General features: G+C 73.8%; 18 protein-coding genes. 15 read left to right on the plus strand and 3 right to left on the minus strand.

The window, feature by feature from the left end; genetic code table 11:
• Positions 1-322 precede the first annotated feature (322 nt).
• The 7 genes from IEY37_RS04765 (at position 323) to IEY37_RS22770 (ending at position 8,583) form a co-directional block, all read left to right on the plus strand.
• On the plus strand, positions 323-1,777 hold the full coding sequence (locus IEY37_RS04765; RefSeq protein WP_188940376.1) for a metallophosphoesterase: 1,455 nt from the start codon (positions 323-325) through the stop codon (positions 1,775-1,777).
• Positions 1,778-2,061: 284 nt separating this feature from the next.
• Positions 2,062-2,820 carry a hypothetical protein gene (locus IEY37_RS04770; protein ID WP_188940377.1) on the plus strand — a complete coding sequence of 253 codons (759 nt, stop codon included), beginning with the start codon at positions 2,062-2,064 and terminating at the stop codon, positions 2,818-2,820.
• On the plus strand, positions 2,820-5,069 hold the full coding sequence (locus IEY37_RS04775; RefSeq protein ID WP_188940378.1) for an Rv1355c family protein: 2,250 nt from the start codon (positions 2,820-2,822) through the stop codon (positions 5,067-5,069). Before IEY37_RS04770 ends, IEY37_RS04775 begins: the two co-directional genes overlap by 1 nt.
• Positions 5,066-6,907 (plus strand): putative bifunctional diguanylate cyclase/phosphodiesterase, encoded by a 1,842-nt coding sequence (locus IEY37_RS04780; protein WP_188940379.1) that lies wholly within the window; start codon positions 5,066-5,068, stop codon positions 6,905-6,907. The genes IEY37_RS04775 and IEY37_RS04780 overlap by 4 nt, the downstream gene beginning before the upstream one ends.
• A gap of 143 nt (positions 6,908-7,050) precedes the next feature.
• Positions 7,051-7,485: a VOC family protein gene (locus IEY37_RS04785; RefSeq protein ID WP_188940380.1), complete on the plus strand. Its 435-nt coding sequence runs from the start codon at positions 7,051-7,053 to the stop codon at positions 7,483-7,485.
• A gap of 14 nt (positions 7,486-7,499) precedes the next feature.
• Positions 7,500-8,141: a winged helix-turn-helix transcriptional regulator gene (locus IEY37_RS04790; protein WP_188940381.1), complete on the plus strand. Its 642-nt coding sequence runs from the start codon at positions 7,500-7,502 to the stop codon at positions 8,139-8,141.
• Positions 8,142-8,400: 259 nt separating this feature from the next.
• Positions 8,401-8,583 (plus strand): cation transporter dimerization domain-containing protein, encoded by a 183-nt coding sequence (locus IEY37_RS22770; protein ID WP_188940382.1) that lies wholly within the window; start codon positions 8,401-8,403, stop codon positions 8,581-8,583.
• Positions 8,584-8,631: 48 nt separating this feature from the next.
• Here IEY37_RS22770 and IEY37_RS04800 read toward each other — a convergent pair whose 3' ends face one another.
• Positions 8,632-8,982 (minus strand): DUF1622 domain-containing protein, encoded by a 351-nt coding sequence (locus IEY37_RS04800; protein WP_188940383.1) that lies wholly within the window; start codon positions 8,980-8,982, stop codon positions 8,632-8,634.
• Positions 8,983-9,406: 424 nt separating this feature from the next.
• Between IEY37_RS04800 and IEY37_RS04805 the strand changes: the two genes are divergently transcribed.
• The 5 genes from IEY37_RS04805 to IEY37_RS04825 all read left to right on the plus strand — a co-directional run bounded on the left by IEY37_RS04805 (position 9,407) and on the right by IEY37_RS04825 (position 14,208).
• The gene (locus IEY37_RS04805) at positions 9,407-9,943 is read left to right on the plus strand and encodes a MarR family winged helix-turn-helix transcriptional regulator (RefSeq protein ID WP_188940384.1); all 537 of its coding nucleotides are present in this window, start codon (positions 9,407-9,409) and stop codon (positions 9,941-9,943) included.
• Positions 9,940-10,944: an SDR family oxidoreductase gene (locus tag IEY37_RS04810; RefSeq protein WP_188940385.1), complete on the plus strand. Its 1,005-nt coding sequence runs from the start codon at positions 9,940-9,942 to the stop codon at positions 10,942-10,944. The genes IEY37_RS04805 and IEY37_RS04810 overlap by 4 nt, the downstream gene beginning before the upstream one ends.
• Positions 10,941-11,312 (plus strand): hypothetical protein, encoded by a 372-nt coding sequence (locus IEY37_RS04815; RefSeq protein WP_188940386.1) that lies wholly within the window; start codon positions 10,941-10,943, stop codon positions 11,310-11,312. Before IEY37_RS04810 ends, IEY37_RS04815 begins: the two co-directional genes overlap by 4 nt.
• The gene (locus tag IEY37_RS04820) at positions 11,309-13,093 is read left to right on the plus strand and encodes a glycoside hydrolase family 15 protein (protein ID WP_229673882.1); all 1,785 of its coding nucleotides are present in this window, start codon (positions 11,309-11,311) and stop codon (positions 13,091-13,093) included. Before IEY37_RS04815 ends, IEY37_RS04820 begins: the two co-directional genes overlap by 4 nt.
• A gap of 239 nt (positions 13,094-13,332) precedes the next feature.
• Positions 13,333-14,208, plus strand: coding sequence for a hypothetical protein (locus IEY37_RS04825; RefSeq protein ID WP_188940387.1), 876 nt, complete (start codon positions 13,333-13,335; stop codon positions 14,206-14,208).
• On the opposite strand, the gene IEY37_RS04830 is transcribed toward IEY37_RS04825, so the two are convergent.
• The gene (locus tag IEY37_RS04830) at positions 14,197-15,606 is read right to left on the minus strand and encodes an alpha/beta hydrolase (protein ID WP_188940388.1); all 1,410 of its coding nucleotides are present in this window, start codon (positions 15,604-15,606) and stop codon (positions 14,197-14,199) included. The genes IEY37_RS04825 and IEY37_RS04830 overlap by 12 nt on opposite strands.
• Positions 15,607-16,025: 419 nt before the next feature.
• On the opposite strand from IEY37_RS04830, the gene IEY37_RS04835 reads away from it, so the two are divergent.
• From IEY37_RS04835 to IEY37_RS04845, 3 genes are all read left to right on the plus strand, one after another.
• Positions 16,026-16,730: a trypsin-like serine peptidase gene (locus IEY37_RS04835; RefSeq protein WP_188940389.1), complete on the plus strand. Its 705-nt coding sequence runs from the start codon at positions 16,026-16,028 to the stop codon at positions 16,728-16,730.
• Positions 16,731-16,808: 78 nt separating this feature from the next.
• A complete protein-coding gene (gene lysX, locus IEY37_RS04840; protein WP_188940390.1) occupies positions 16,809-20,105 on the plus strand; it encodes a bifunctional lysylphosphatidylglycerol synthetase/lysine--tRNA ligase LysX in 3,297 nt (1,098 codons plus the stop codon).
• A gap of 124 nt (positions 20,106-20,229) precedes the next feature.
• Positions 20,230-21,576: an NtaA/DmoA family FMN-dependent monooxygenase gene (locus IEY37_RS04845; protein WP_188940391.1), complete on the plus strand. Its 1,347-nt coding sequence runs from the start codon at positions 20,230-20,232 to the stop codon at positions 21,574-21,576.
• Between the two features lie 100 nt (positions 21,577-21,676).
• Here the strand turns inward: IEY37_RS04845 and IEY37_RS04850 are convergent, their stop codons facing one another.
• On the minus strand, positions 21,677-22,621 hold the full coding sequence (locus tag IEY37_RS04850) for an NADP-dependent oxidoreductase (protein WP_188940392.1): 945 nt from the start codon (positions 22,619-22,621) through the stop codon (positions 21,677-21,679).
• Positions 22,622-22,638 lie beyond the last annotated feature (17 nt).

Here is a 22,638-nt window from a genome sequence, read left to right on the forward strand (position 1 = left end):
CCGCGGACGGTTCGGTCCGATCCGGAACCCGTCCGGGTGCGCGGAGGCGACCCCGTGCCGGCCCCGCGATCGGGTCTCCGCGGTCTGTCCCCGGGTCGGCCGTGAGAGACGAACCAGTCCCGCGGAGGCCGGGCGTGGCGGGTTCAAGAGCCAAGGACCGGGAAGTCGTTTCGGAAGGTGTTCCACAGGGGTAGCCGCACGGGCGGCGCCCCGGGCACTGCCCGCAGCGCCGACAGGGGCGTCCCGGGCAGGGCACTGGCGTCATGAGACCTGACCGCAACCGGTGGCCGGGACGAGCGCGCGAGCACCGGAGAGGAGCGCCGTGTCAGAGCGCACCGCGCCGCCGACCAGTTCCCGGGTCGAGGACGTCGCTGCCGACCGGGCATGCTCGCCGGGTCGTTTCGTGGATCTGCTGCCACGTCCCCTGCCCCGCCGCCAACTGTCCTGGGCCAATCCCGTCGTGCTGTGGAAGTCCCGGCGGCAGCTCGTGCCCTGGTGGCTCGATGGCGTCGACCGGCGACGGTCCCGCATCCTGGCGGGATCGTCACCCGCGGACTTCGACGTGGATCTGCAGCTCGGGGACCACTCCTTCGTCGTCCTCGGCGATCCCGGCGAGGGCGACCGGTCCCAGTACGCGGTCATGTCTGCGCTCGCGACCTTCGCCGCGGACACCACCTTCGGCGTGCTCTGCGGCGACCTGCAGTACCCGGCCGGAGACGTCAACGACTTCGTCGACCTGTTCTACCGGCCCTTCGACAGTTACCCCGGCGCGTTGTACGCCGTCCCGGGCAATCACGACTGGTACGACGGTCTGACGGGTTTCCTGCACCACCTCTGCGGCCGCCCCGCACCGCAGTTCGACCGTGCCCGCTTCGTCGCGGAAGGTGGTCCGGCGCTGCGCGACCAACCGTCCCAGCAGCAGCCGGTCGCCCAGCGGACGCCGTACTTCCGGGTGCGGACCCGTCCTCTGACGCTGGTCTGCATCGAGTCCGGCATCCACAACAGGGTCGACGAGGAACAGGGTCGATGGCTGCTCCGGGTGTCGCGCGAACCCGGACCGAAGGTGCTCATCACGGGTGGCGCGCCGCTGATCGCCAACGGTCGACGCGAGCAGTGCCGGATCAGCGGGGCACCCGAAGGGTACGGCGACGTGCACCAGGTCGTCGTCGAACCGCGACACGAGTACGTGGCGGCGATCGGCGGCAACACCCACAACTACCAGCGCTACCCCGTTCGGACAGCGGGCCGGACGATCCAGTTCGTGGTGGCAGGTGGTGGCGGCGCCTTCCTGCACGCGACACACACCGTAGGCCGGGTGGAACCCGCGCAGGCGGACGGAGTGAACGAGGAACGCTTCCGCTGCTTCCCGCTCCGCCGCGACTCGCTCGCCGCCTTCTCCAGGGTGCTGGCACATCGCCTGCGCATTCTCAGCCGGGGCCGGCTACGGCCCTTGTCCACCGATCAGGCTGCCCATGCACTGGCACGGCGTCACGGCGTCGCACCGCTCGCCTCGCGCCCCGTCGGACCGGACCGCAGAGGGCCGCTGACCGGCCTCGCCGCGTACATCGTCGGACATCTCGGCGGCCGGGCCACCCAGCGCCTCCTGGCGCCGGTCATCGCCTGGCGCGACCCGCCGTTCTTCAAGAACTTCCTGCGCATCGACGTGAACGGCGAACGGTTGCGCTGTCGTTGTTACGGCGTGACCGGCTGCCGGGAGTACGACGACGTGCCGATGGTGGAGGACGAGTGGGTGATGTCGTTGGCCCCCCGCGACTGACGGTGCAGGAAGCGGCTGTGTGCCGGCCATCCGTCGCGGACGGTACACCGGCATCCTGCGGCCACCCGCCGGTGCGGGGCCGAGCGCCCGCGCGGTCGTCCGTGGCGCTTCCCGCCCGGACCACCACGCACGGTCACGTCCCGACGGTGCCGCCGGTGCGGGCGACCCGTCCGCCGACCGGTCCGACGCACCGTGTGTGACATGCTGCGACGCCCGTTGGCCCGACGGTCTGGACTCGGCCCGCCGTCAACACTCGGTGAAGTGGTTCGATTACACTTGGTTGCGTGTTGCTCACAGTGTCCGCCGCACCGCCCGGGTCCGCGCCCGAGGCCGACGGCCCCACCGCGCCCGGCATCGTCGGGGAGTACTGCGAGGCAGGCAGCGGCCGCCGGGTCCTGGTCGCCCGACCGGGCGAACAGCCGGCGTTGTGGGCCGCGTACCTCGACGGCGCGCTGCGCAGCTACCGGAGCCACGGTGTCGAGTCCGTCATCGAGTACCCGGCGGTTCGGGACGGCCGGTCGACGTCGCTGTTCGTCACCGCGGTCGAGCCCGACGGCCGCGTCGTGGCCGGCCTGCGCGCCCACGGACCGCTCGTCGCGCCGGACCAGGCCCACGCCGTGCGTGAGTGGGACGGGCGACCGGGGACCGCCGAGATCCGCGCCCAGATCGGTGACCGGCTCGCGGCCGGTGTCGTCGAGATCAAGGCCGTCTGGGTCGACGCGGACGCCGCCGGCCGGCTCGCGCTGACGGCGGCGATGGCGCGCGCCTTCGTGCACGTCATGGACGTCCTGCAGGTGCGGTATGCGCTCTGCACCGCCGCCCGCCACGCCGTCGGTCGCTGGCAGAGCAGCGGCGGCATCGTCAGCAGCACCGTGCCCGCCGTTCCCTACCCGGACGAGCGGTACCGGACCGTCCTCATGTGGTGGGACCGGACCGCCGTCGCCGAGGTCGTCGCTGCGGCCGACCACGAGGCGTTGCTGCAGGAGTCGGACGATCTGTTCGGCCGGGTCCCGGCCGCGGGCTCCTTCCCCTCGGTGGCGTGATGACGCTGCACCTGCTGTCCCTCGGTCGGCCGGACCTCGGTGACGACTTCCGAGCCGTGGTCCTGGACGAGTCCGACCCGGCCCAGGCCCGCCACCTCCGCCGGTTGCGCCGGCGCCGGGACGTCGTCGTCCTCGACCACCGGGAGGGCCTGCGCGCCGAGCTGGCGGACCTCCGGCCGGCACTGGACGCGGCCGCTCTGGCCGCACCCTTCCGCTGGGCCTGGTACCCGTGGCGCCGCACGCTGGTGTCCGTGCCGCAGCCCGACACATTCCGGCAGCTCCGGACCGACCGCAACCGCAACAAGATCACCCGCGCCGAGCAGGAGCGGTTCGCGCGGCTGCGGATCGGTGTCGTCGGGTTGAGCGTCGGCCACGCCATCGCCCACACGCTGGCCCTCGAGGGACTGTGCGGCAGCCTGCGACTGGCCGACCCGGACAGCATCGAGCTGTCCAACCTCAATCGCATCCCCGCGTCGGTGGGCGACCTGGGCGTGAACAAGGCCGTCGTCGTCGCGCGGCGGATCGCCGACGTCGATCCCTACCTGCACACCGAGGTCTTCCTCGAGGGCCTGACCGAGTCCACCATGACCGGGTTCTTCGACGGGCTGGACCTGGTGATCGAGGAGTGCGACTCGCTGGACATGAAGCTCCGGGTGCGGGAGGAGGCCCGCCGACGCGGCCTCCCGGTGCTGATGGAGACCAGCGACCGCGGCCTGTTCGATGTCGAGCGCTTCGACCTGGAGCCCGACCGGCCGCTGTTCCACGGCCTGCTGGGCGACGTCTCGCCGGAGACGCTGCGCGGGTTGTCGACCCACGACAAGGCCCCGCACGTCATGCGGATCCTGGAGGCCGGCCAGCTGTCGGACCGGATGGCCGCGTCCATGGTCGAGATCGACCACACCGTGTCCACCTGGCCCCAGCTGGCCGGGGACGTGCAGCTGGGCGGGGCGACCGTGGCCGCGGCGGTGCGCCGCCTCGGGCGCGGCGAGTCGCTCCCGTCGGGGCGCATCCGCGTCGACCTCGAGCGCTCCCTGGACGGGCTGGGCGCGGCGGTCGCCGCGGGGCCGCCGGAGGGTGTCGCCGGCGCTGCGGGCGCTGCCGAGATCGCGGTCGCTGCGGCGGTCGACCTGACCGCCGAGGAGCCCGGCGAGGTCCAGGAGGCCGTGCTGCACGCAGTGCGGCTGGCGCCGTCCGGCGGCAACGTCCAACCCTGGTCGCTGGTGCCGACGGCCGACGGCGGTGTCGAGATCCACCTGGCGGCGGACCGGACGTCCGGCCTGGACGTCGCCTTCCGGGGCAGTTACGTGGCCATCGGCGCCGCGGCGTTCAACGCGACCGTCGCCGCCGCCCGCCACGGGCGCAAGGCCGTCGTCACCCCGTTCCCGGCGGGCCCGGAGTCCGGTTCGGTGGTCACCGTGTCGCTCGAAGCGGGCGCCGATCCCGAGCTCGCGGAGCTCTACCCTGCGATGGTGCGGCGCATCACCAACCGGCAGTACGGGCGCGTCCGCCCGCTCGCCCCCGAACTGGTGAGCGAGCTGCGGCGCCAGATGGCCGCGATGGGTGCCGGGGTGCACCTGGTGACCGACCGGGACCGGGTGGCGGCCGTGGCCGACGTGCTGGCGGCGTCGGACCGGGTCCGCTTCCTGGACCGGGTGCTGCACGGCGAGATGATGCACGAGATGCGGTGGCCCGGACCGGAACGCGCGTCCTGGGGCATCGACGTGGCAGCCTTGGGCATGGACGACGCGGACCTGGCCAAGCTCCGGGTCGCCGCGCGCACCGACGTCATGGCGCGCCTAGGTGACTGGGGAGAGGGCATCGGCGTGGCGCTGGGCGACAACACCCGCGACCGGGTCAACGCCAGCTCCGCGGTCGCGGTGGTCACCGTGGACGGCGACCGGCCTGCCGACTACGTGCGGGGCGGCATGGCGCTCGAGCAGCTGTGGATCACCGCCGAGCGGCACGGCCTGGCGGTGCACCCGGTCTCGCCCGTCTTCCTCTACGCCCGCAGCGACGCGGACCGGTCCGGGCTGTCGGCCACCTACGCCGACGAGCTGGCCCTGCTGAGCCGGCGTTTCGGCGACGCGGTGGGGCTGGCCCCGACCGACGTGCCGGTGCTGGTCGTGCGATTGAGCTCCGACGTGCCGCCGGCGCCCGTGCGCAGCCAGCGTTTCGACCGGGAGACCGTGTACGTCGGGCCACCGGCTCTCGCCGGAACCGGTGCGGCAGTGGACAGGCGGGACGCATGACCGTGAAGCTGACCTTGGACGACCTGGTGACCTCCGTGGCGACGGACCTGATGGGGGTCACCGCGGCCACCCTGCACTCCGCGTCCGAGCGGTTGCTGCACCAGCTGGTCGACTACTTCGAGGTCGACCTGAGCTTCCTGCGCCGCAACGACCACGAGCGCGGGGCCACCATCCTGGTCGCCGAGTGGCCGCCCCGCGAGGACGTCCCCGCCGACGACCCGCTCGGCGTCATCTACTTCGCCGACGCCGATCCGACGTTCGCTGCGCTGGAGACGCTGTCGTCCGTGCTGCTGGTGCGCCCGGCGGAGGACAACGACCAGTACCAGGACCGTGTTCGGCAGGCATCGGGCATCCAGGCGGTGTCGCTGGCCACCGTGCCGCTGATGGACAAGGAGATCACCTCCGGTTCTCTGGGTTTCATCAAGTACGGCGACCGCGCCTGGGAGCCGGAGGAGATCAACGCGCTGCGCGCCGTCGCCGCGTTGCTCGCGCAGCTCCAGGCACGCGTGGCCGCCGAGGAGCGCCTGCGCTACCTGGCCTACCACGACGAGCTGACCGGCCTGGCGACCCGCCGGGCCCTCACCGACCACCTGGCCGAGCGGTTGTCGTCGGGGGCGGGTCCGGTGCCGGTGATCTTCATCGACGTCGACCGGCTGAAGGCGTTGAACAGCTTCCTCGGGCACGCCGCCGGCGACCAGTTCCTGGCCACGCTGGCGCACCGGCTGAAGACCGCGTCCCCGGCCAACCACATGCTGGCCCGGCTGGGCGGCGACGAGTTCGTCGCCGTCATGGAACGTGCCGCGGACGAGGCCGAAGCCAGCCGCTACGCCGACACGCTGCGCCGGGTGGCGAACGAGCCGGTGCAGGTGGGCGGCGAGGAGATCAGCCGAGCGATCAGCATCGGCCTGGCGCTCGGCGAGCCGGGCCAGGTCAACGTGTCCGAGCTGATGAACCAGGCCGACCAGGCGATGCTGCAGGCCAAGTCACGGGGCGGCAACGAGATCGCCGTCTTCACCGACGAGATGCGCCGGCAGAACGAGATCCGCACGGACATCGAGCTGCACCTTGTCACTGCGATCCGCAACGGGTCGCTGCTGCTGCACTACCAGCCGGAAGTCGACATGTTCACCGGCGAGGTGACCGGTATCGAGGCTCTGGTGCGGTGGCCGCACCCCAATCTCGGGCTGCTGCCGCCCGCAGCCTTCATCGAGGTGATCGAGACCACCAACCTGGCCGGCGAACTCGGCCGCTGGGTGCTCGAGACCGGCTGCCGCCAGCTGCGGGAGTGGCATCGCCGGTACCCGAGGACCACTCCCCTGGGCCTGAGCGTCAACGTCACGCCGGCCGAGCTGATCACCCGGGACTTCGTCTCGACGGTCGCGCAGATCCTGCGGGACTCCGGCCTGGAGGGCCAGTACCTCACCCTGGAGATCACCGAGAAGGCCATCGTCCGGGACACCGAGCAGGCGCTGGACACGCTGCGCGGACTCAAGAACATCGGCGTCCGGGTCGCGATCGACGACTTCGGCACCGGCTACAGCTCTCTCGCGCAGCTCAAGTCGCTGCCGGTGGACGTGCTGAAGATCGACCGCGGCTTCGTCCGGGACCTCGGTGTGAGCGCCGACGACCTCGCGATCGTCCGCTCCATCGTCGGCCTGGCCGGCTCCTTCGGCCTGCGGATCGTCGCCGAAGGCGTCGAGACCAAGCTGGCCGCTGCCAGCCTGCTCGCCCTGGGCTGCACCCGGGCCCAGGGGTTCCTCTACGCCAAGCCGTGCGGCGCCGAGGAGCTGGGCGAGATCCTGGCCATGGGCGGGTTCGGCGGCAAGCGGATGTCCTGACACCGCACCGCTGCGTGCTGCAGCGGCGAGGACGGCAGCGTCCGGGACGCGGCCGAGGTCGGTGTCCCGAGGGTCTTGACGTTGCACTTGCTTTTTGCAAGTGTCGTGGGGTCCGACCGACCCCGTCCTGAAGGGACTCCGCGATGCCCGCCATGTTCGTCAACCTGCCGGTGACCGACCTCGACCGGGCCAAGGGCTTCTACACGGCCCTGGGCTTCACCATCAACCCGAAGTTCACCGACCACAACGCGGCCTGCGTGGTGGTCGAGGACGGCCACAGCTACTTCATGATCCTGGTGCGGGAGTTCTTCCAGACCTTCACCGAGCTGCCGCTGGGTGACCCGAAGGTCAACCCCTCGGTGGCCACCGCGATCTTCCTGGACAGCCGCGACGAGGTGGACACCGCCGTCGCAGCGGGCCTGGCCGCCGGCGGCTCGGAGGCCCAGGCGCCGTCCGACTACGGGTTCATGTATCAGCGGCAGCTGACCGACCCCGACGGCAACATCCTCGAGTTCGGCTACATGGACCCGGTGGCCGCCGAGCAGGGGCCCGAGGCCTTCGCGAGCCAGCAGGCCTGAGGCGGTCGACGCCGGTGGCCGCACGTGACTACGGCCAGTACAGCGGGATCACCCGCGGCCTGGAACTCGTGGGCGAGCGCTGGGCCCTGCTGATCGTCCGCGACCTTCTCGTCGGCCCGCGCCGCTACGGCGAGCTTGCTGCCGGACTCCCCCGCATCCCCAGCAACATCCTGGCGTCGCGGCTCAAGGAGCTGCAGGCGGCGGGCGTCATCCGCCGCCTGCCCCGGTCGCGGGTCATCGTGTACGAGCTGACGCCGTACGGCCGGGAGCTCGAGCCGGTCGTGCTCGCGCTCGGCGCCTGGGGGTTCAAGGCCCTGGGGGATGCCCGCGACGAGCAGGTCATCAGCCTGGAGTCGATGACCGTGGACCTGCGGACGGCGTTCCAGGCGGGGGTGGCCGCGACGCTGCCGCGCACCGCCTACGCGGCCCGCCTCGGTCCCGCGGAGCTGCTCATCCGGGTCGACGGCCCGACCCTCGACGTCACGCCGGGAGGAGGTCCGGCCGACCTGGTGTTCGCCGCGGGACCGGCGATCCACCGGGTGATCACCGGCGAGCTGCCGGCCGACCGGGCGATCGCGACGGGCGCCGTCGAGGTGCTCCACGGGCAGGGGGAGCTGCTCGGCCGGTTCGCCAGCACGTTCCACGTGGCGGCCTGAGTCCGTCCGGGCGCCTTCCTGCGCGCCCGGACGGGCGCCGACGGTGCTGCCGCCGCCGTCGTCACCGGGCTGACGAGCGATGTCTGCGCATGGAGTCAGATAGGCAGCAATGCAGGCGACCGCTGGTCATCGCCGTGGCGATCCTCGGCGTCCTGCGCAGCGCCACCCGGGACGTGTTCCGCCGCCTGCTCGACGGCGTCGATCCCGACCTGGTGGACGGTGCCAGCGGGCACTCCGGGACACCGCGGGCGTCCGGGAGGTGGCGCGGCTCCGGCTGCGCTGGATCGGGCACACCCTGTACGCGGAGGCCGACATCCGGGTCGACCCCGGGCTGTCCGTCGGGCAGGCGCACGACGTCGCCCACCGTGCCGAGGCGCACCTGGTGAGCCACCTGCCCAGGGTCGCTGGCGTCACCATCCACACCGGTCCGGCCACCGGGTGAGCCGGAGCCGGTCGAGACACGGCTGCGACGCCGTCCGCCGGTCGCGCGCTACGCGGCCGGCGGCTGGTCGTCGGGCTTCTGCCACGGCCAGCGCCCGGAGACCTCGAGCTCGAGCGAGAAGCTCAGGAACGTCCGGATGAGGACGATCACCGCGAGCACGGCCACGCTCCCCAGGGTCGGCGTCACCGCGACCGTCCGGATGATGTCCGCGGCCACCAGCAGCTCCAGCCCGAGCAGGATGGATCGACCGAGCTGCCGCCGGAACCGGCGGTAGCGGTCCGTCGCCGTCCGGGATGCCGCCACCGTCACCGCCGCGGCCACCGCGCCGACCACCATGACCGCTACGCCGGCCGCATCGATGCCCTGCCCGACGTGTTCGACGATCTCGGTGAACGTCATGGGTGTCGTCGTCCTTCCGTGCTGCGATCAGCGCTCGTGCGCGGGCTCCGCCGATCCCGGCCAGGTGGCCGATCACCAGTCGCGCCCGGTGGCGCTCGGCGGACCGTCCGCGCGGCCGCCTCGGCGACCGGCCGACCGACACCGCCGCGCGCGAGCGGGCCGCATGCTGCTGGTCGGCATCGGTCGTCCACGGTGACACCTCCTGCCCGGGTGGCGCTGTGCCGACAGTACACACCATGACGCAATGGTTGCGACTGCGCAAGATAAGGCGCAGAGTGGACGGCGTGACGACTCCAGGACGCCGCGGGCCCGGCGGCTGCCGGACCACGGATCCGCGACCGCCGGACCGCGGTCGATCCCGGCGGGCGCCCAGGTGCCGGCCACCGGAGCCGGCGTCCTCGCGCGATGCGGGAGTGGTGCGGGCATGAGGACGGCGAGCCGGCGGTCGGGTCCGGATCCCTTCGCCGGCCAGGTCGAGGCGATCCTGGCGGCGTCACGGGTGCTGGTCGGGGTGAGCGCGCAGTCGCTGGCCGCCGTGGAGGACCGGGTGTCGGTGGCGCAGTTCCGGTTGCTGGTCATCCTCGCGAGCCGAGGCACTCTGGGGCTCAACGCACTCGCCGAGGCCATGGGGGTGCATCCGTCGAACGCGACGCGGGCGTGCGACCGGCTGGTCGGCCTCGGACTGCTCGACCGGCGCGAGAACCCCGCGGACCGGCGGCAGCTCGCGCTCGCGCTGACACCGGCAGGCGTCGCCGTGGTGCAGGAGGTGATGACCGCGCGGCGGGCGGCCATCGCCGAGATCCTCGAGCGGGTGCCCGCCGGTCGGCGCGAAGGGGTGGGCGAGGCCATGCAGATCCTCGCCGTCGCGGGAGGCGAGCCGGATCCCGCGCAGTTGTGGGCGCTGGGCTGGACCGCAGCACCCGAGTACCCATCGGACACAGGACAAGGAGCAGGCACATGAGCGGTCGGATCGTGGTGGTGACGGGCGCCAGCGGCGGCATCGGGCGCGCCGTGGCACAGGGCTTCGGTGCCCGCGGGGACACCGTGGTGTTGCTGGCCCGCGGCGAGAGGGGACTGGCCGGCGCCGTCCGCGACGTCCAGGACGCCGGTGGGACCGCCGTCGCCCTACCGACCGACGTCGCCGACCATGACGCCGTCTTCGCGGCCGCGGCGCGCGTCGAGCAGGAGATCGGCCCCATCGACACCTGGGTCAACGTGGCCTTCACCTCCGTGTTCGCGCCGTTCCGGCAGATCGAGCCGGACGAGTACAAGCGGGTCACCGAGGTCTCGTACCTGGGGTTCGTGTACGGGACGATGGCGGCGTTGCGGCACATGACTCCTCGCGACCGCGGGACCATCGTGCAGGTCGGGTCGGCGCTCGCCTACCGCGGCATCCCGCTGCAGACGGCCTACTGCGGGGCGAAGCACGCCATCCAGGGATTCAACGAGGCATTGCGCTGCGAGCTGCTGCACGAGCGCAGCAACGTGCACGTCACGATGGTGCAGATGCCGGCGGTGAACACGCCGCAGTTCTCCTGGGTGCTTTCCCGCCTGCCCCGGCAGGCGCAGCCGGTTCCGCCCATCTACCAACCGGAGTGGGTGGCGCGGGCCGTGCTCCACGCCGCCGACCACCCGAAGCGACGCGAGTACTGGGTGGGCAGCAGCACCGCCGGCACCCTCGCGGCCAATGCCCTGGCGCCCGGCCTGCTCGATCGCTACCTGGGCCGGACCGGATACCGCTCGCAGCAGACGGGCACCGCGACCGACGGCGAGCGACCCGCCAACCTGTGGGATCCGGCCGACGGGCCGGACGGTAAGGACTACGGCTCGCACGGGATCTTCGACAAGCGTGCTGTCGCCACCGATCCGCAATTGTGGGCATCCCAGCACCACGGCGTGCTGGTCGGTCTCGCCGGCGCCGTGCTGGCGGGCGCGGTCGGGCTGCGTCTGGCCCGGCGGTGACGGCGCACCCGAGGTCGCCGTCCGTCCCCGCCGCACTGCCGCGCATCTGGGCTGCCGCGACGGCCGGCTACGGCCTCGTCCTGCTGGCCGGCGGAGAACGGGCGTCACGGTGGGACGGGCTCGGCTCCGGCGTGCCGCCGGCGATGGTGCGCCTGCTCGGCGGTCGGCTGCTCGTGCAGAGCGGCCTGGTGCTGCGGTGGCCCATCCGGCCCGTCTGCCTGGCCTGCGCCGCCGTCGAGGCGTTGCACGCCGCCAGCATGGCGGTGGTGGCCGTGGCCTCGCACCGCTTCCGCCGGGCCGCCGCGGTCAGCGGCAGTGTCGCCACCTGCTCCGCCCTCGCCGGTCTCCGGTCGGGGTTGCGGCGGTGAGCGCCGCGAGCAGGACGGACGGCAGCGGCCTCCGACTCCCCTACCCGCCCCAGACCCTGCGGGAGTACGCGCTGCTGGCCGACGGCGAGCGGGGCGCGCTGATCGGCCCGCACGGGGAGGTCGTCTGGATGTGCGTGCCGCGGTGGGACTCCCCCGCCGTCTTCGCCAGCCTGCTCGGTGGCCGCGGCTCCTTCGCGATCGCGCCGGTCGAGCGGCACGTCTGGGGCGGCCACTACGAGGACCGCTCGATGATCTGGCGCAGCCGCTGGGTCACCACCTCGGGCATCGTCGAGTGTCGCGAGGCGCTGTGCTTCCCCGCCGATCCGCATCGCAGCGTGCTGCTCCGGCGGGTCGTCGCGGTGGCCGGTGACGCCCACGTGCGGCTCGAGCTGGACGCCAGGGCCGAGTTCGGGCACCGACCGACGCGGACCGTGCACCGGACCGACACCGACTGGCAGGGCCGGTCCGGGGACCTGCACCTGCGGTTGTCCGGGCTGGCGGGCACCCGTGCGGTGCGGCAGACCGGCGCCGTCGTCCTCGACCTGGTCGTGCCGGCCGGCCGGCAGCACGACTTCGTGTTCGAGGTCAGCGACGTGCCGCTGCCGAAGGACGTCCCGGACCCCGACGGCGGGTGGCGCGCCACCGAGGACGCCTGGCACCGCGCGGTCCCGGACCTGGACCACTGCCTGCACCCGAGCGGGGCGCGCAGGTCAGCGGCCGTGCTGCGCGGTCTGACGTCGAGCGGTGGAGGCATGGTCGCGGCGGCGACGACCAGCCTGCCCGAACGGGCGGAGGCCGGCCGCAACTACGACTACCGCTACGTCTGGATCCGCGACCAGTGCTACGCCGGGCAGGCGGCCGCCGCGGCCGGCATCGACGACCTGCTGGACGACGCCACCCGTTTCGTCTCGGCACGCCTGCTCGACCACGGCGACCGGATGCGGCCGGCGTACACCCCGACCGGCGGACGGGTCCCCGATCAGCAGCGCATCGGCCTGCCCGGCTACCCCGGCGGCTACGACCGGGTCGGCAACTGGGTCAACGAGCAGTTCCAGCTCGACGCCTTCGGCGAGTCGCTGCTCCTGCTGGCCGCGGCCGGCCGTCGGGACCGGCTCGACACCGACGGTCTCGAGGCGTTGCGGGTGGCCGCGGGCGCGATCGCCCGACGGTGGCAGGAGCCGGACGCGGGCATCTGGGAGATCGACCCACAGCCCTGGACGCACAGTCGGCTGATCTGCGCCGCCGGCCTGCGCGCCGTCGCCGCCACCGCGCAGGCCGGGTCGGCGGCTGCCGACTGGCTGGCGCTGGCGGACACCATCGTGGCCGACACGGCTCGTCATGCGGTGCACCCTTCCGGTCGCTGGCAACGCTCGCGCAGCGATCCGGGTCTCGACGGTGCGTTGCTGCTGCCGCCGATCCGCGGCGCCCTGCCCGCCGACGACCCCCGCACGGTCGCGACCCTGGACGCCTACCTTGCGGAGCTGACGCAGGACGGCTACGCGTACCGGTTCCGTCACGGCGACTCCCCGCTCGCGGACGCCGAGGGAGCATTCCTGCTGTGCGGATTCGTGACCGCCCTTGCGCTGCACCAGCAGCAGCGGCCGGTGGCCGCGCTCGCCTGGTACGAGCGCATGCAGGCGGCCTGCGGACCCCCGCAGCTCTACGCCGAGGAGTTCGACGTCGCGGAACACCAACTGCGCGGCAACCTCCCGCAGGCGTTCGTGCACGCCCTGCACCTGGAGTCCGCGGCGCGACTGGCGACATCCGAGTCGGGCGGCTAATCCTCGGCCGTCACAGTGGTGCAGCGTCGCCCCGCGGTGCCCGCGGAACTCGACCGGATCGCATCCATCCTGACCCGTGCGACCCACTGCAGGACTCCGGCGCATCGCGTCGGTGCGCAGCACACTCACTGCAGCACAGCGCAACCCGCACCGCCGGCGCGGTACCACGGTCGTCGACGGGCGGTCGGGGCGCAGGACCGTCCCGTCGCCGCCGGGCGCCATCGTGCCACACTGCCCACGTGCTGGCCGGTCTCCTTCTCGCCGCCGTCGCGGCCGTCTGCTACGGCAGTTCGTCCGTGCTGCAGGCGGTCGGGGTGCGGCGCGCGGGCGGATCCGGACCGGCGTCGGGTGGCGGGGCGGCTCTCGCCGTGGCGCTCGGTCGACAGCCGCTGTACGTCCTCGGTCTGGTGGTCGACGGGGTCGGCTTCGTCGCGTCCGTGGTGGCGTTGCAGTTCCTCCCGCTGTTCGTCGTGCAGGCCGTGGTGGCGGCGAACGTGGCCGTCACCGCGCTCCTCGCGGCCGCCACCGGGACCGCTCTCGGCCGCAGCGCGTGGACGGCCCTGGCGGCCACCGCCGTCGGGCTGGTGCTGCTGTCCGTCTCGGGCTCGCCCGGGCAGGCCGAGGCGTCCGGTACCGGTTGGCAGTGGGCGCTTCTCGCCCTGGTGCTGCCCCTCGCGGCGGTGCCGTCGATCGCCCGCCACCGTCGCCGGCGGTCCGAGGTCCTGGCCTGCGGGGCCGGTCTCGGTTTCACCGTGGTCGCCGTGGCGGCCCGCTCGGTGCAGCTTCCGGCGGCCTGGTGGCACGTGCTCGGGCAGCCGTCGCTGTGGGCGGTGGTGTCGTCGGGCGTCGCCGCGCTGGTGCTGTTCACGCTCGCGCTGGACGGCGGCTCGGTCACCGCGGTGTCCGCGGTCGTGGTGACGGTCGAGACGGTGCTGCCCGCGGTGGTCGGGGTGACCGTGCTCGGTGACCGGGTGCGAACGGGTTCCTGGCCGATCGCCGTCGTGGGATTCGTGCTCGCCGTCGGCGGCGCGGTCGCTCTCGCCCGCTTCGGAGACGGGGTCCCCGACGACTCGGCTGGCGGGACGGCCGCTGCTGCCGGCGGTCTACCGGGCTGACCGCGACGGACCGGGCGTGACAGCCCCGGCCGAGGACGTGGTGCGGCGGGTGGCCGGCCGACGACCCGACCGACCGGTCGGCCGGGTCCCGGCCCCGGGCGCCGCCGACGTCCGCGGGGCCGTCGGGACGGCGGTCGCCCCACCGGTGGTCACCGTCGGGGCGGCGCCGGTCGACCGGCCCGCCCCGACCGGTGCCGCGGATCCCGCCGCGGAGCCGGTGACCGGCATCGTCCCGGCGCCGCCCGGACGGAAGCCGGGCGCCACCTGCCCCAGCCACTGCAGCGCGCCGGGGATCAGCGGGTTCCACACGCCCAGCCGGTGACCGGCGTCGGGCAGGATCTCGGCCGTCACGGACAGCGGCGGACGGGCGTCGTGCAGCAGCTGCGTCGTGCTGCCGTAGGACAGCGGGTCGGCCGGCGAGGTCTGCACCCACAGCGCGGTCGGCGGCGGCGCGTCCTGCGCGAGCCGGACCAGGTCGTAGTGGCGGCCTTCCGGGCTTCCGGCGGTGAAAGGCTGGTAGCCGCCCTCGAACTCGGCCTGGTAGTAGCCGCCGAGGCTGATCGCCGCGGAGTACAGCGCGGGATGCAGCATGGCCAGCATCGTCGCGCAGTACCCGCCCGCGCTGAACCCCATGGTGGCCCAGGCCGACCGCGACGTGTCGACGCGCAGGTGCTGATCCACCCACCCGGTCACGGTGTCGGTCAGCCAGGTCTCCATCGGGATGCCGCCCGCCCCGCCGTCGACGCACTCGGTGTCCACGCCGCCCGGCGAGATCCATGGCATGACCACCACCGTGTCGGCGAGTTCGGCCCGGCCGATCACCGCGGCCATCGTGTTGCCCAGCCGCATGGTCCTGGTGTACTGCGTCGGTGTGCCGGGCACGCCGTGGAACGCCTCCAGGACCGCGTACCGCCGGTCCTGGAAGGCCTTCTCGGTGTAGTCCGTCGGGAACCACACGGTCAACCGCCCCGACGACCCCGGCGTCGGCCCGGGGATGACGAAGTCCCGGTACTGCCCGTCGACGCCGGGATGCTGCCGCAGGTGCAGCGCCGGTTCCTCCAGGGCCAGCTGGGCCAGTCCGGCGCCCGGGCGGGTTCCGCCCGGTACCACGGCGGCGGCCGCCGACGCCGCCGCACCGGCCGTGACCACACCGGCCGCCGTGACGCCTCCGCCGCCGAGCAGGTCGGACCAGTCGGCGTACCAGAGATAGTCGTCGTTCAGGGTCACCGCGAGGGCCAGCACGACGAGCGTCACGATGCCCAGCTGGTGCAGGATGCGCACCACCACCGGCCACCAACCCGGACGCGCCCAGCGCGCCCAGCCGACGACGCACCAGACGAAGAGCGCCAGGGCGGCGACCCAGAGCAGCCACTCCAGCAGCGGTCCGGTCAGCGACATGGCGGTCCCTCATCCCCTGTCCCGCGCCGGATGCGACCGGGCGCAGCGACACTGCGCCGGCCGTCCGGCACCGCGCGACCGTAGGCCGGCCTGCCGCGAGCGCGGGCGGAGGCCCATGGGCAACAGGTGTGAACACGCCGGCTTCACAGGTCTCCGGCGGACACTGTCGGGATGCCCTCTCCGCCACACCGTGTCGTCGGTGTCGTCGGTGTCGTCGGTGTCGTCGGTGTCGTCGTCGCCGTCGTCGCCGTGGAAGTCGACCGAGGCGGCGGCCCTGCAGGGACGGGGGTGGCCCGACGCCGGGGCTAGGCGCGGCACACCGGAGGGCGCTGCGCACGCTGGCCGCCGCGGTCGTCGCCACGACGGCACTCGGCGTCGCCGGCCCGCGCGCGGACGTCGCGTCCGCGACGCCGCACGCCGTGACCGTGGCCGCGGATCCGGTTGTCGGGCCGCTCTTCCCGCGCGGCCTGGGATCCGGCGACCACGAGTGCACCGGCGCCGTGCTGGCCGGCGCTGCCGACCTGGTGCTGACCGCGGCGCACTGCGTGTCCGGCACCGGTGTCGGCACGACGTTCGTCCCCGGCTACGACGGCACGGCACGGGATCCGGCGCCGTTCGGCGAGTGGCGGGTCGTGACGGCCTGGGTCCCCGCCGGGTGGCGGACGCATGCGGACGAGGCGGACGACTACGCCATCCTGCGCGTGGCAGGACCGGCGGGGACGGCGGGCCGGCTCGCCCATCTCACCGGCGGTGGCGTCGAGCTCGGCGACGCGGCGCCCGCGGGCGCCCCGGTGTGGGTGCCCGCGTACGCGGCCGGTTCCGGCGACGCGCCGGTCGCGTGCACGGCGACCGTGTACCTCGACGACGGACATCCGGCGTTCGACTGCGAGGGCTACCCGGGCGGGACCAGCGGTGCGCCCTGGCTGGCCGGTGCCACCGGCACGGCCGGACCCGGCCGCGAGCCGGTGGTCGTCGGGTTGATCGGCGGCCACCGGCAAGGCGGGTGCGAGACGGACACCTCGTACTCGCCGCCGTGGGACGCGGGGATGCTGCTGCTGCTGGTGCGGGCACTGCTCCGGCTCCCGGGCGACGACGTGCCGGCTGCCCCCGACGACGGCTGCTGACGACCGGCTCCGCGTCCGGCGGCCGTCGGTGTACCCGGCTCACGCGGAATTTCGCGGCGGGTAAGTACATTGCGCGACGTGGCGACCCAGGTCCGCAGGCATCCCGTCGGGTCCGCCGAGCGGGTGGCCCGGTGGACCGTCGTCGTCTACGTCGTCGCGTCGTTGTTCACGGTGCTGGACCTGCCGCACCGCATCGGTGCACGGGAGTTCGACCCCCTCGACGCGGTGGCCGACACGCTGAACCTTCCCGTGCTGCACAACGTCCTCGGCGTCCTGATCATGTTCCTGCTCACCGGAGCGTTGGTGCGGCGCAAGCGCTTCGCGTTGTGGATCGTGCTCGCCACCCAGCTGCTCGGTGTGGTGTGGGCACTGGTCGTGCTGGCCAGGGCGGCGACCGGCCACTGGTTCTGGTTCCCCCGTCCCGCGCCCTCGCCGTCGGTCGGCGACGCGGTGCTGACCTACCTCGGAGGCGTGGTCGGTGCCGTGCTGGCCGTGGTGCTGTGGTCGGCGCGCTCGGCCTTCCCCGCTCGACGGTCGCCCGGATCGCGGCGGGCCGCGCTGCTGGTCCTGCTGGCCGGCGGGGCGCTCTCGGTCGGCGTGGCGATCGCCGTCACCCAGTGGCAGCTCCCGGACGTCCGGCACCCGTGGGTCCGGGTGGTCGAGGCGGTGCGGGCCGCACTGGGCCTGGACTCGCTGCTGCCCCGCCCGGCGGGTGCCCCGCGGCTGCCGCCGTGGGCGGTGAGCCTGACCAGCACGCTGTCCGCGCTGGTGCTGATCGCGGCGGTGGCGGTGTTCCTGCGGTCCGGTCGGGCGCCGGCCGCCGGCGACGCGGGCACCGAGCTCGCCGTCCGCCGGCTGCTGGCCACCAGCCGCCACCAGGACTCGCTCGGGTACTTCGCGACCCGCCGCGACAAGTCCGTGCTGTTCGCACCGGACGGTCGGGCGGCCGTGAGCTACCGGGTGCTCGCGTCGGTGTGCCTGGCCTCCGCGGATCCGCTCGGCGATCCGCGGGACTGGCCGGCGGCGATCCGCGAGTGGCTGCAGCAGGCCCGACGCTACGGGTGGGTCCCGGCGGCCATCTCCGTGGGCCGGGAGGCGGCGCAGGCGTACGTCGCGGCCGGCTTCCGGGCGATCCCGCTGGGCGACGAGGCGATCCTCGATCTGCCGTCCTTCAGCCTCGCCGGGCCGCGGATGAAGCCGGTCCGGCAGGCCGTGCACCGGATCGAGCGCGCAGGCTTCACCGTGTCGATCCGGCGGCACCGCGACGTCGACCCCGCCGAGCTCGCGCAGCTGGCGGAGCTGGCCGACCGCTGGCGCGGTGACGCACCTGAAAGAGGCTTCTCCATGGCGCTCTCGCGCCTGGGCGATCCCGTCGACGGCGACTGCCTGATGGTGGTCGGGCACCGTGCCGACGGGCGGCCCGCGGGTGTGCTCTCGTTCGTGCCGTGGGGGCCGTCCGCGGTCTCGCTCGACCTGATGCGGCGGGCTCCGGACGCCCCAAACGGCCTGCTGGAGGCCATGGTCGTGGCGCTGGTGCAGCGGCACGTCGACGTGGGTGTCCGGCGGGTGTCGCTGAACTTCGCCATGTTCCGGGGCGTGTTCGCCGCGGCCGAGGAACTCGGCGCCGGACCGGTCGTCCGCCTGAACAACGCGGTGCTGGGCGTCTTCTCGCGGTTCTTCCAGCTCGAGAGCCTGTACCGGTCGAACGCCAAGTACCGCCCCAGCTGGGTGCCGCGCTACCTGTGCATCGATTCGCCGCTGTCCCTGCCGCGGGTGGCCGTCGCGGCCGGAATGGCCGAGGGCTTCCTGCCGGCGGGCGGCGCGGCCGCCGCGCCCGTCAGCGAGGGTGCGCTGATCGCCGCGGTCGCGGAACTGGCCGCGCGGACGGCGGTCTCGGCGGCACCGGTCCGGCGTCTGCGCGACCAGGAGCGGATCCGCCGGCAGCATCTCGCGCGGCTGCGCGAGGCCGGCATGGATCCCTACCCCGTCGCGGTGCCCCGGACCGCGGACCTGGCCGAGCTGCGGCACCGTCCGCACGGCTCGCCGGTGAGCGCCGTCGGACGGGTCGAGGCGGTGCGGGACCTCGGCGGTGTGCTGTTCGCGGACCTGCGGGACGGTGACGCGCGGCTGCAGCTGGTCCTGGACCGGGCGCTGACCGGACCGGACTCGATGGGCCTGTGGCGGCGCGGTGTCGACCGCGGTGACATCGTCAGCGCGACAGGCGTCGTCGGTGCCAGCCGCACCGGCGAGCCGTCGCTGCTGGTCGACCGGTGGGGCACCGCGGCGAAGTCCCTGCGCCCGTTGCCGCCGGCGCGACAGGGGCTGCGCGACCCGGAGACCCGGCTCCGGGACCGGTCGGCCGACCTGCTGGTGAACCGCGACGCGGCCCGGATGATCCGGCGGCGCAGCACCGCCGTCGCGGCGCTGCGGGACGCCTTCCGCAGCCGCGGGTTCGACGAGGTCGAGACGCCCATCCTGAACGCCGTGCACGGCGGGGCGTCGGCCGCGCCGTTCCGCACCCACATCAACGCCTACCACCGTGACCTGTCGCTGCGGATCGCCCCGGAGCTGTATCTCAAACGGCTGGTCGTCGGCGGCAGCGGGCCGGTGTTCGAAATCGGCCGGAACTTCCGCAACGAGGGGGCGGACGGCACCCACAACCCGGAGTTCACCTCCGTGGAGGCCTACCTGCCCTTCGCCGACTACCTCCGCATGCGCGACATCACCGCCGACGTGGTCCGCGAGGTCGCCGAGGCGGTCAACGGCGCGCCGGTCGCGATCCGGACCGGCCCGGCCGGTGAGCGGACGACGGTCGACCTGTCGGGCCCGTGGCGCACGCAGACCGTCCACCGAGCGGTGGGCCTGGCGTGCGGGTGCGACGTCACGGTCGAGACGCCGGTGGCCGCCCTGCAGGACCTCGCCCGCCGCCGGGGCGTCGCGGTCTCCGAACGGGCATCGGCCGGCGAACTGGTGACGGCGCTGTACGAACACCTCGTCGAACCGGCCACCTGGGAGCCCACCTTCTTCACCGACTTCCCCGTCGAGACGTCGCCGTTGACCCGGACGCACCGGCGCGACGCCCGACTCGCGGAGCGGTGGGACCTCGTCGCGTTCGGGATGGAGATCGGCACGGCGTACAGCGAACTGACCGATCCCGTCGAGCAGCGGGCCCGGCTGACCGCCCAGTCCCTGCGGGCCGCCGCCGGGGACGAGGAGGCGATGGAGCTCGACGAGGACTTCCTGGCCGCCCTGGAACTCGGGATGCCGCCCACCGGCGGTCTCGGGCTCGGTGTCGACCGCATCGTCATGATGCTGACCGGCTCGACCATCCGCGAGGTGCTGGCCTTCCCGTTCGTCCGACCCGTGCCGTCCTGACGTCCGCCGGACGGTGGGGAGGTTCCCGGGCGCGGTCCACCGCCGCTCCGGTCCACGGCTCCCGGCACGGCTTCCCGCGTGGCGGACGCGGTCGGCCGGCGCCGCATCCGCCAGAGTCGTCCCCATGAGCGCACGGCAGCTGCACTTCAACGCCTTCGTCTGGCCCAACGGGTACCACGAGTCCGCGTGGCGGGTGGTCGGCGACGACGGGCAGGACGTGCTGCGCCTGCCCTACTACGCCGACCTCGCGCGGCTCGCCGAGCGCGGCCTGATGGACTCCGTCTTCCTCGCCGACAACATCGCGATCGCCGAGTACCGGGTCACCCACCTGCCGCAGACCCAGTTCGACCCGATCTCCGTGCTCTCCGCACTGGCCGCTGTGACCACCCGCATCGGACTCATCGGCACGGGCTCGACCACGTACAACAAGCCGTGGGACCTCGCCCGCCGGTTCGCCACGCTCGACCACCTCAGCGGCGGCCGCGCCGGGTGGAACATCGTCACCACCATGACGCCGCTCGCCGCGGCGAACTACGGCGAACCGCCGCTGCCGCAGCACGCCGACCGGTACGCCCGCGCGCACGAGTTCGTCGATGTCGCCATCCGGGCCTGGGACAGCTGGGACGACGACGCCGTGATCGCCGATCGCGCCCGCGGCGTCTGGGGTGACCGGAGCAAGCTGCACGCCCCGCACTTCCACGGCCGCCACTACGACGTCGAGGGCATCCTGCCGTTCCCGCGCTCACCCCAGGGCCGCCCGGTCCTGGTGCAGGCCGGGCAGTCGGCCGACGGCATCGCGCTGGCGGCGCGCTACGCGGAGCTGGTGTTCTCGGGTCCGCCGTCCATCGAGGCCGCCGCCGCATTCCGGCGCCGGCTCGACGAGCAGGTGGTCGCCGCCGGCCGCGATCCGGCCCACGTCACCCTGCTGCCGGCGCTGATGATCACGCTGGGCGGCACGGAGGCCGAGGCCCGGGCCCGGGCGGGACGGCTGGAGGAGCTGGCCAGTGCGGACTTCCGGTGGCAGAACGCCCTGTACACGGCCGGTCTCGACCCGGACGCCTTCGACCCGGACGCGCCGTTGCCGGCGAGCCTGTGGGCGGACCCCTCGACGGTCTCGGAGCGGGCGCGGCAGTTGTTCGCCGCGGCGCAGGCTCGGCCGCAGGTGCCGCTGCGGGAGGTCGCGCAGCAGGTCACCGGCGGCGCCGGACAGATGCACTTCGTCGGCACCCCGGAGCAGCTCGCCGACCATGTCCTGGCGTGGCAGGACGCCGGCGCCAGTGACGGTTTCACCCTCATGGGCTCGACGCTGCCGTACGAGCTGACCGCCTTCGTGGACCATGTCGTCCCCTTGCTGCAGCGCCGCGGCCGGTACCGCACCGAGTACACCGGCGCCACCCTGCGCGAGCACCTGGGCCTGCCGCGGCCGAGAGCAGGTGCGATGGACCCCGACGATCCATCGACGGCCGACTGACCGCCCGACCACGGTTCCGCGAGTCCGGGTCGGGCGCCTGCGCGCGACGCCCGGGCAACGTCTTCACAGACGCCCGTCCACCGGCGCGGTCGCCGGCCGGTCAGCCGGCGTCGGGAACCACGACCACCTTGCCGGACACCGTGCCGGCGGCGGCCCGGGCGTGCAGCTCCGGCAACTGCGCCAGCGGCAGGCGTTCGGCCACGTCGACCCGCAGCTGGCCGGTGTCCACCATGGCGACGAGCTCGGCAAGCTGCGCGGCGTCGCTGCGCACGAACAGGTCGACACCTCGCACGCCGCGACGCTCGTCGGACGCGGCCGGCATCCACACCGTCGTGTTGACGAGGACGCCGCCGTCCCGCACCAGGCCGACCAGGGCCGAGAGCACCGCCGGGTCGACGGGCGCCAGGTTCAGGACGACGTCGAACGGCCCGGCGACGGCCGAGACCGTGTCGGCCGTGAGGTGGCCCACCACCTCGTCGGCGCCGGCGGACTCCAGCCGGTCGCGGCTGCGCGAACCGGCGACGGCGACCACGTGGGCGCCCGCGGCCTTGGCCAGCTGCACGGCGTACCCACCGACCGCTCCCCCGGCGCCGTTGACGAGCACCCGCTGGCCGGCGACCAGCCCGCCGTGGTCGAACAGTGCCTGGTCAGCGGTCAGGCCGACGAGCGGCAGCGCCGCGGCGTCGGCCAGCGGGATGGTGGTCGGAGCCGCCGTCAGGACGTCGGCCGGCGCGACGACGTACTCCGCGGACGCGCCGTCCGTGACCATGGGCAGGAATCCGACGACCGCGTCACCGACGGCCAGGCCGGTCACCTCCGGCCCGAGCGCGTCGACAGTGCCGGCGACGTCGATGCCCGGCGTGTGCGGCAGCGCCACCGGGATCGGGCCCTGCATGCCGCCGGCGCGGATGCTCGCGTCGACCGGGTTGAACGATGTGCCCGCGACCCGGATCCGGACCTGACCTGCGGCGGGGACGGGTTGCTCGACGTCCTCGTGCCGCAGCACCTGGGGATCGCCGTACTGGTGGAAACGCACTGCCTTCATGATCCTGCTCGCTCTCG

It is taken from the genome of Nakamurella endophytica (assembly GCF_014646215.1).
Classification (GTDB): Bacteria; Actinomycetota; Actinomycetes; order Mycobacteriales; family Nakamurellaceae; genus Nakamurella; species Nakamurella endophytica.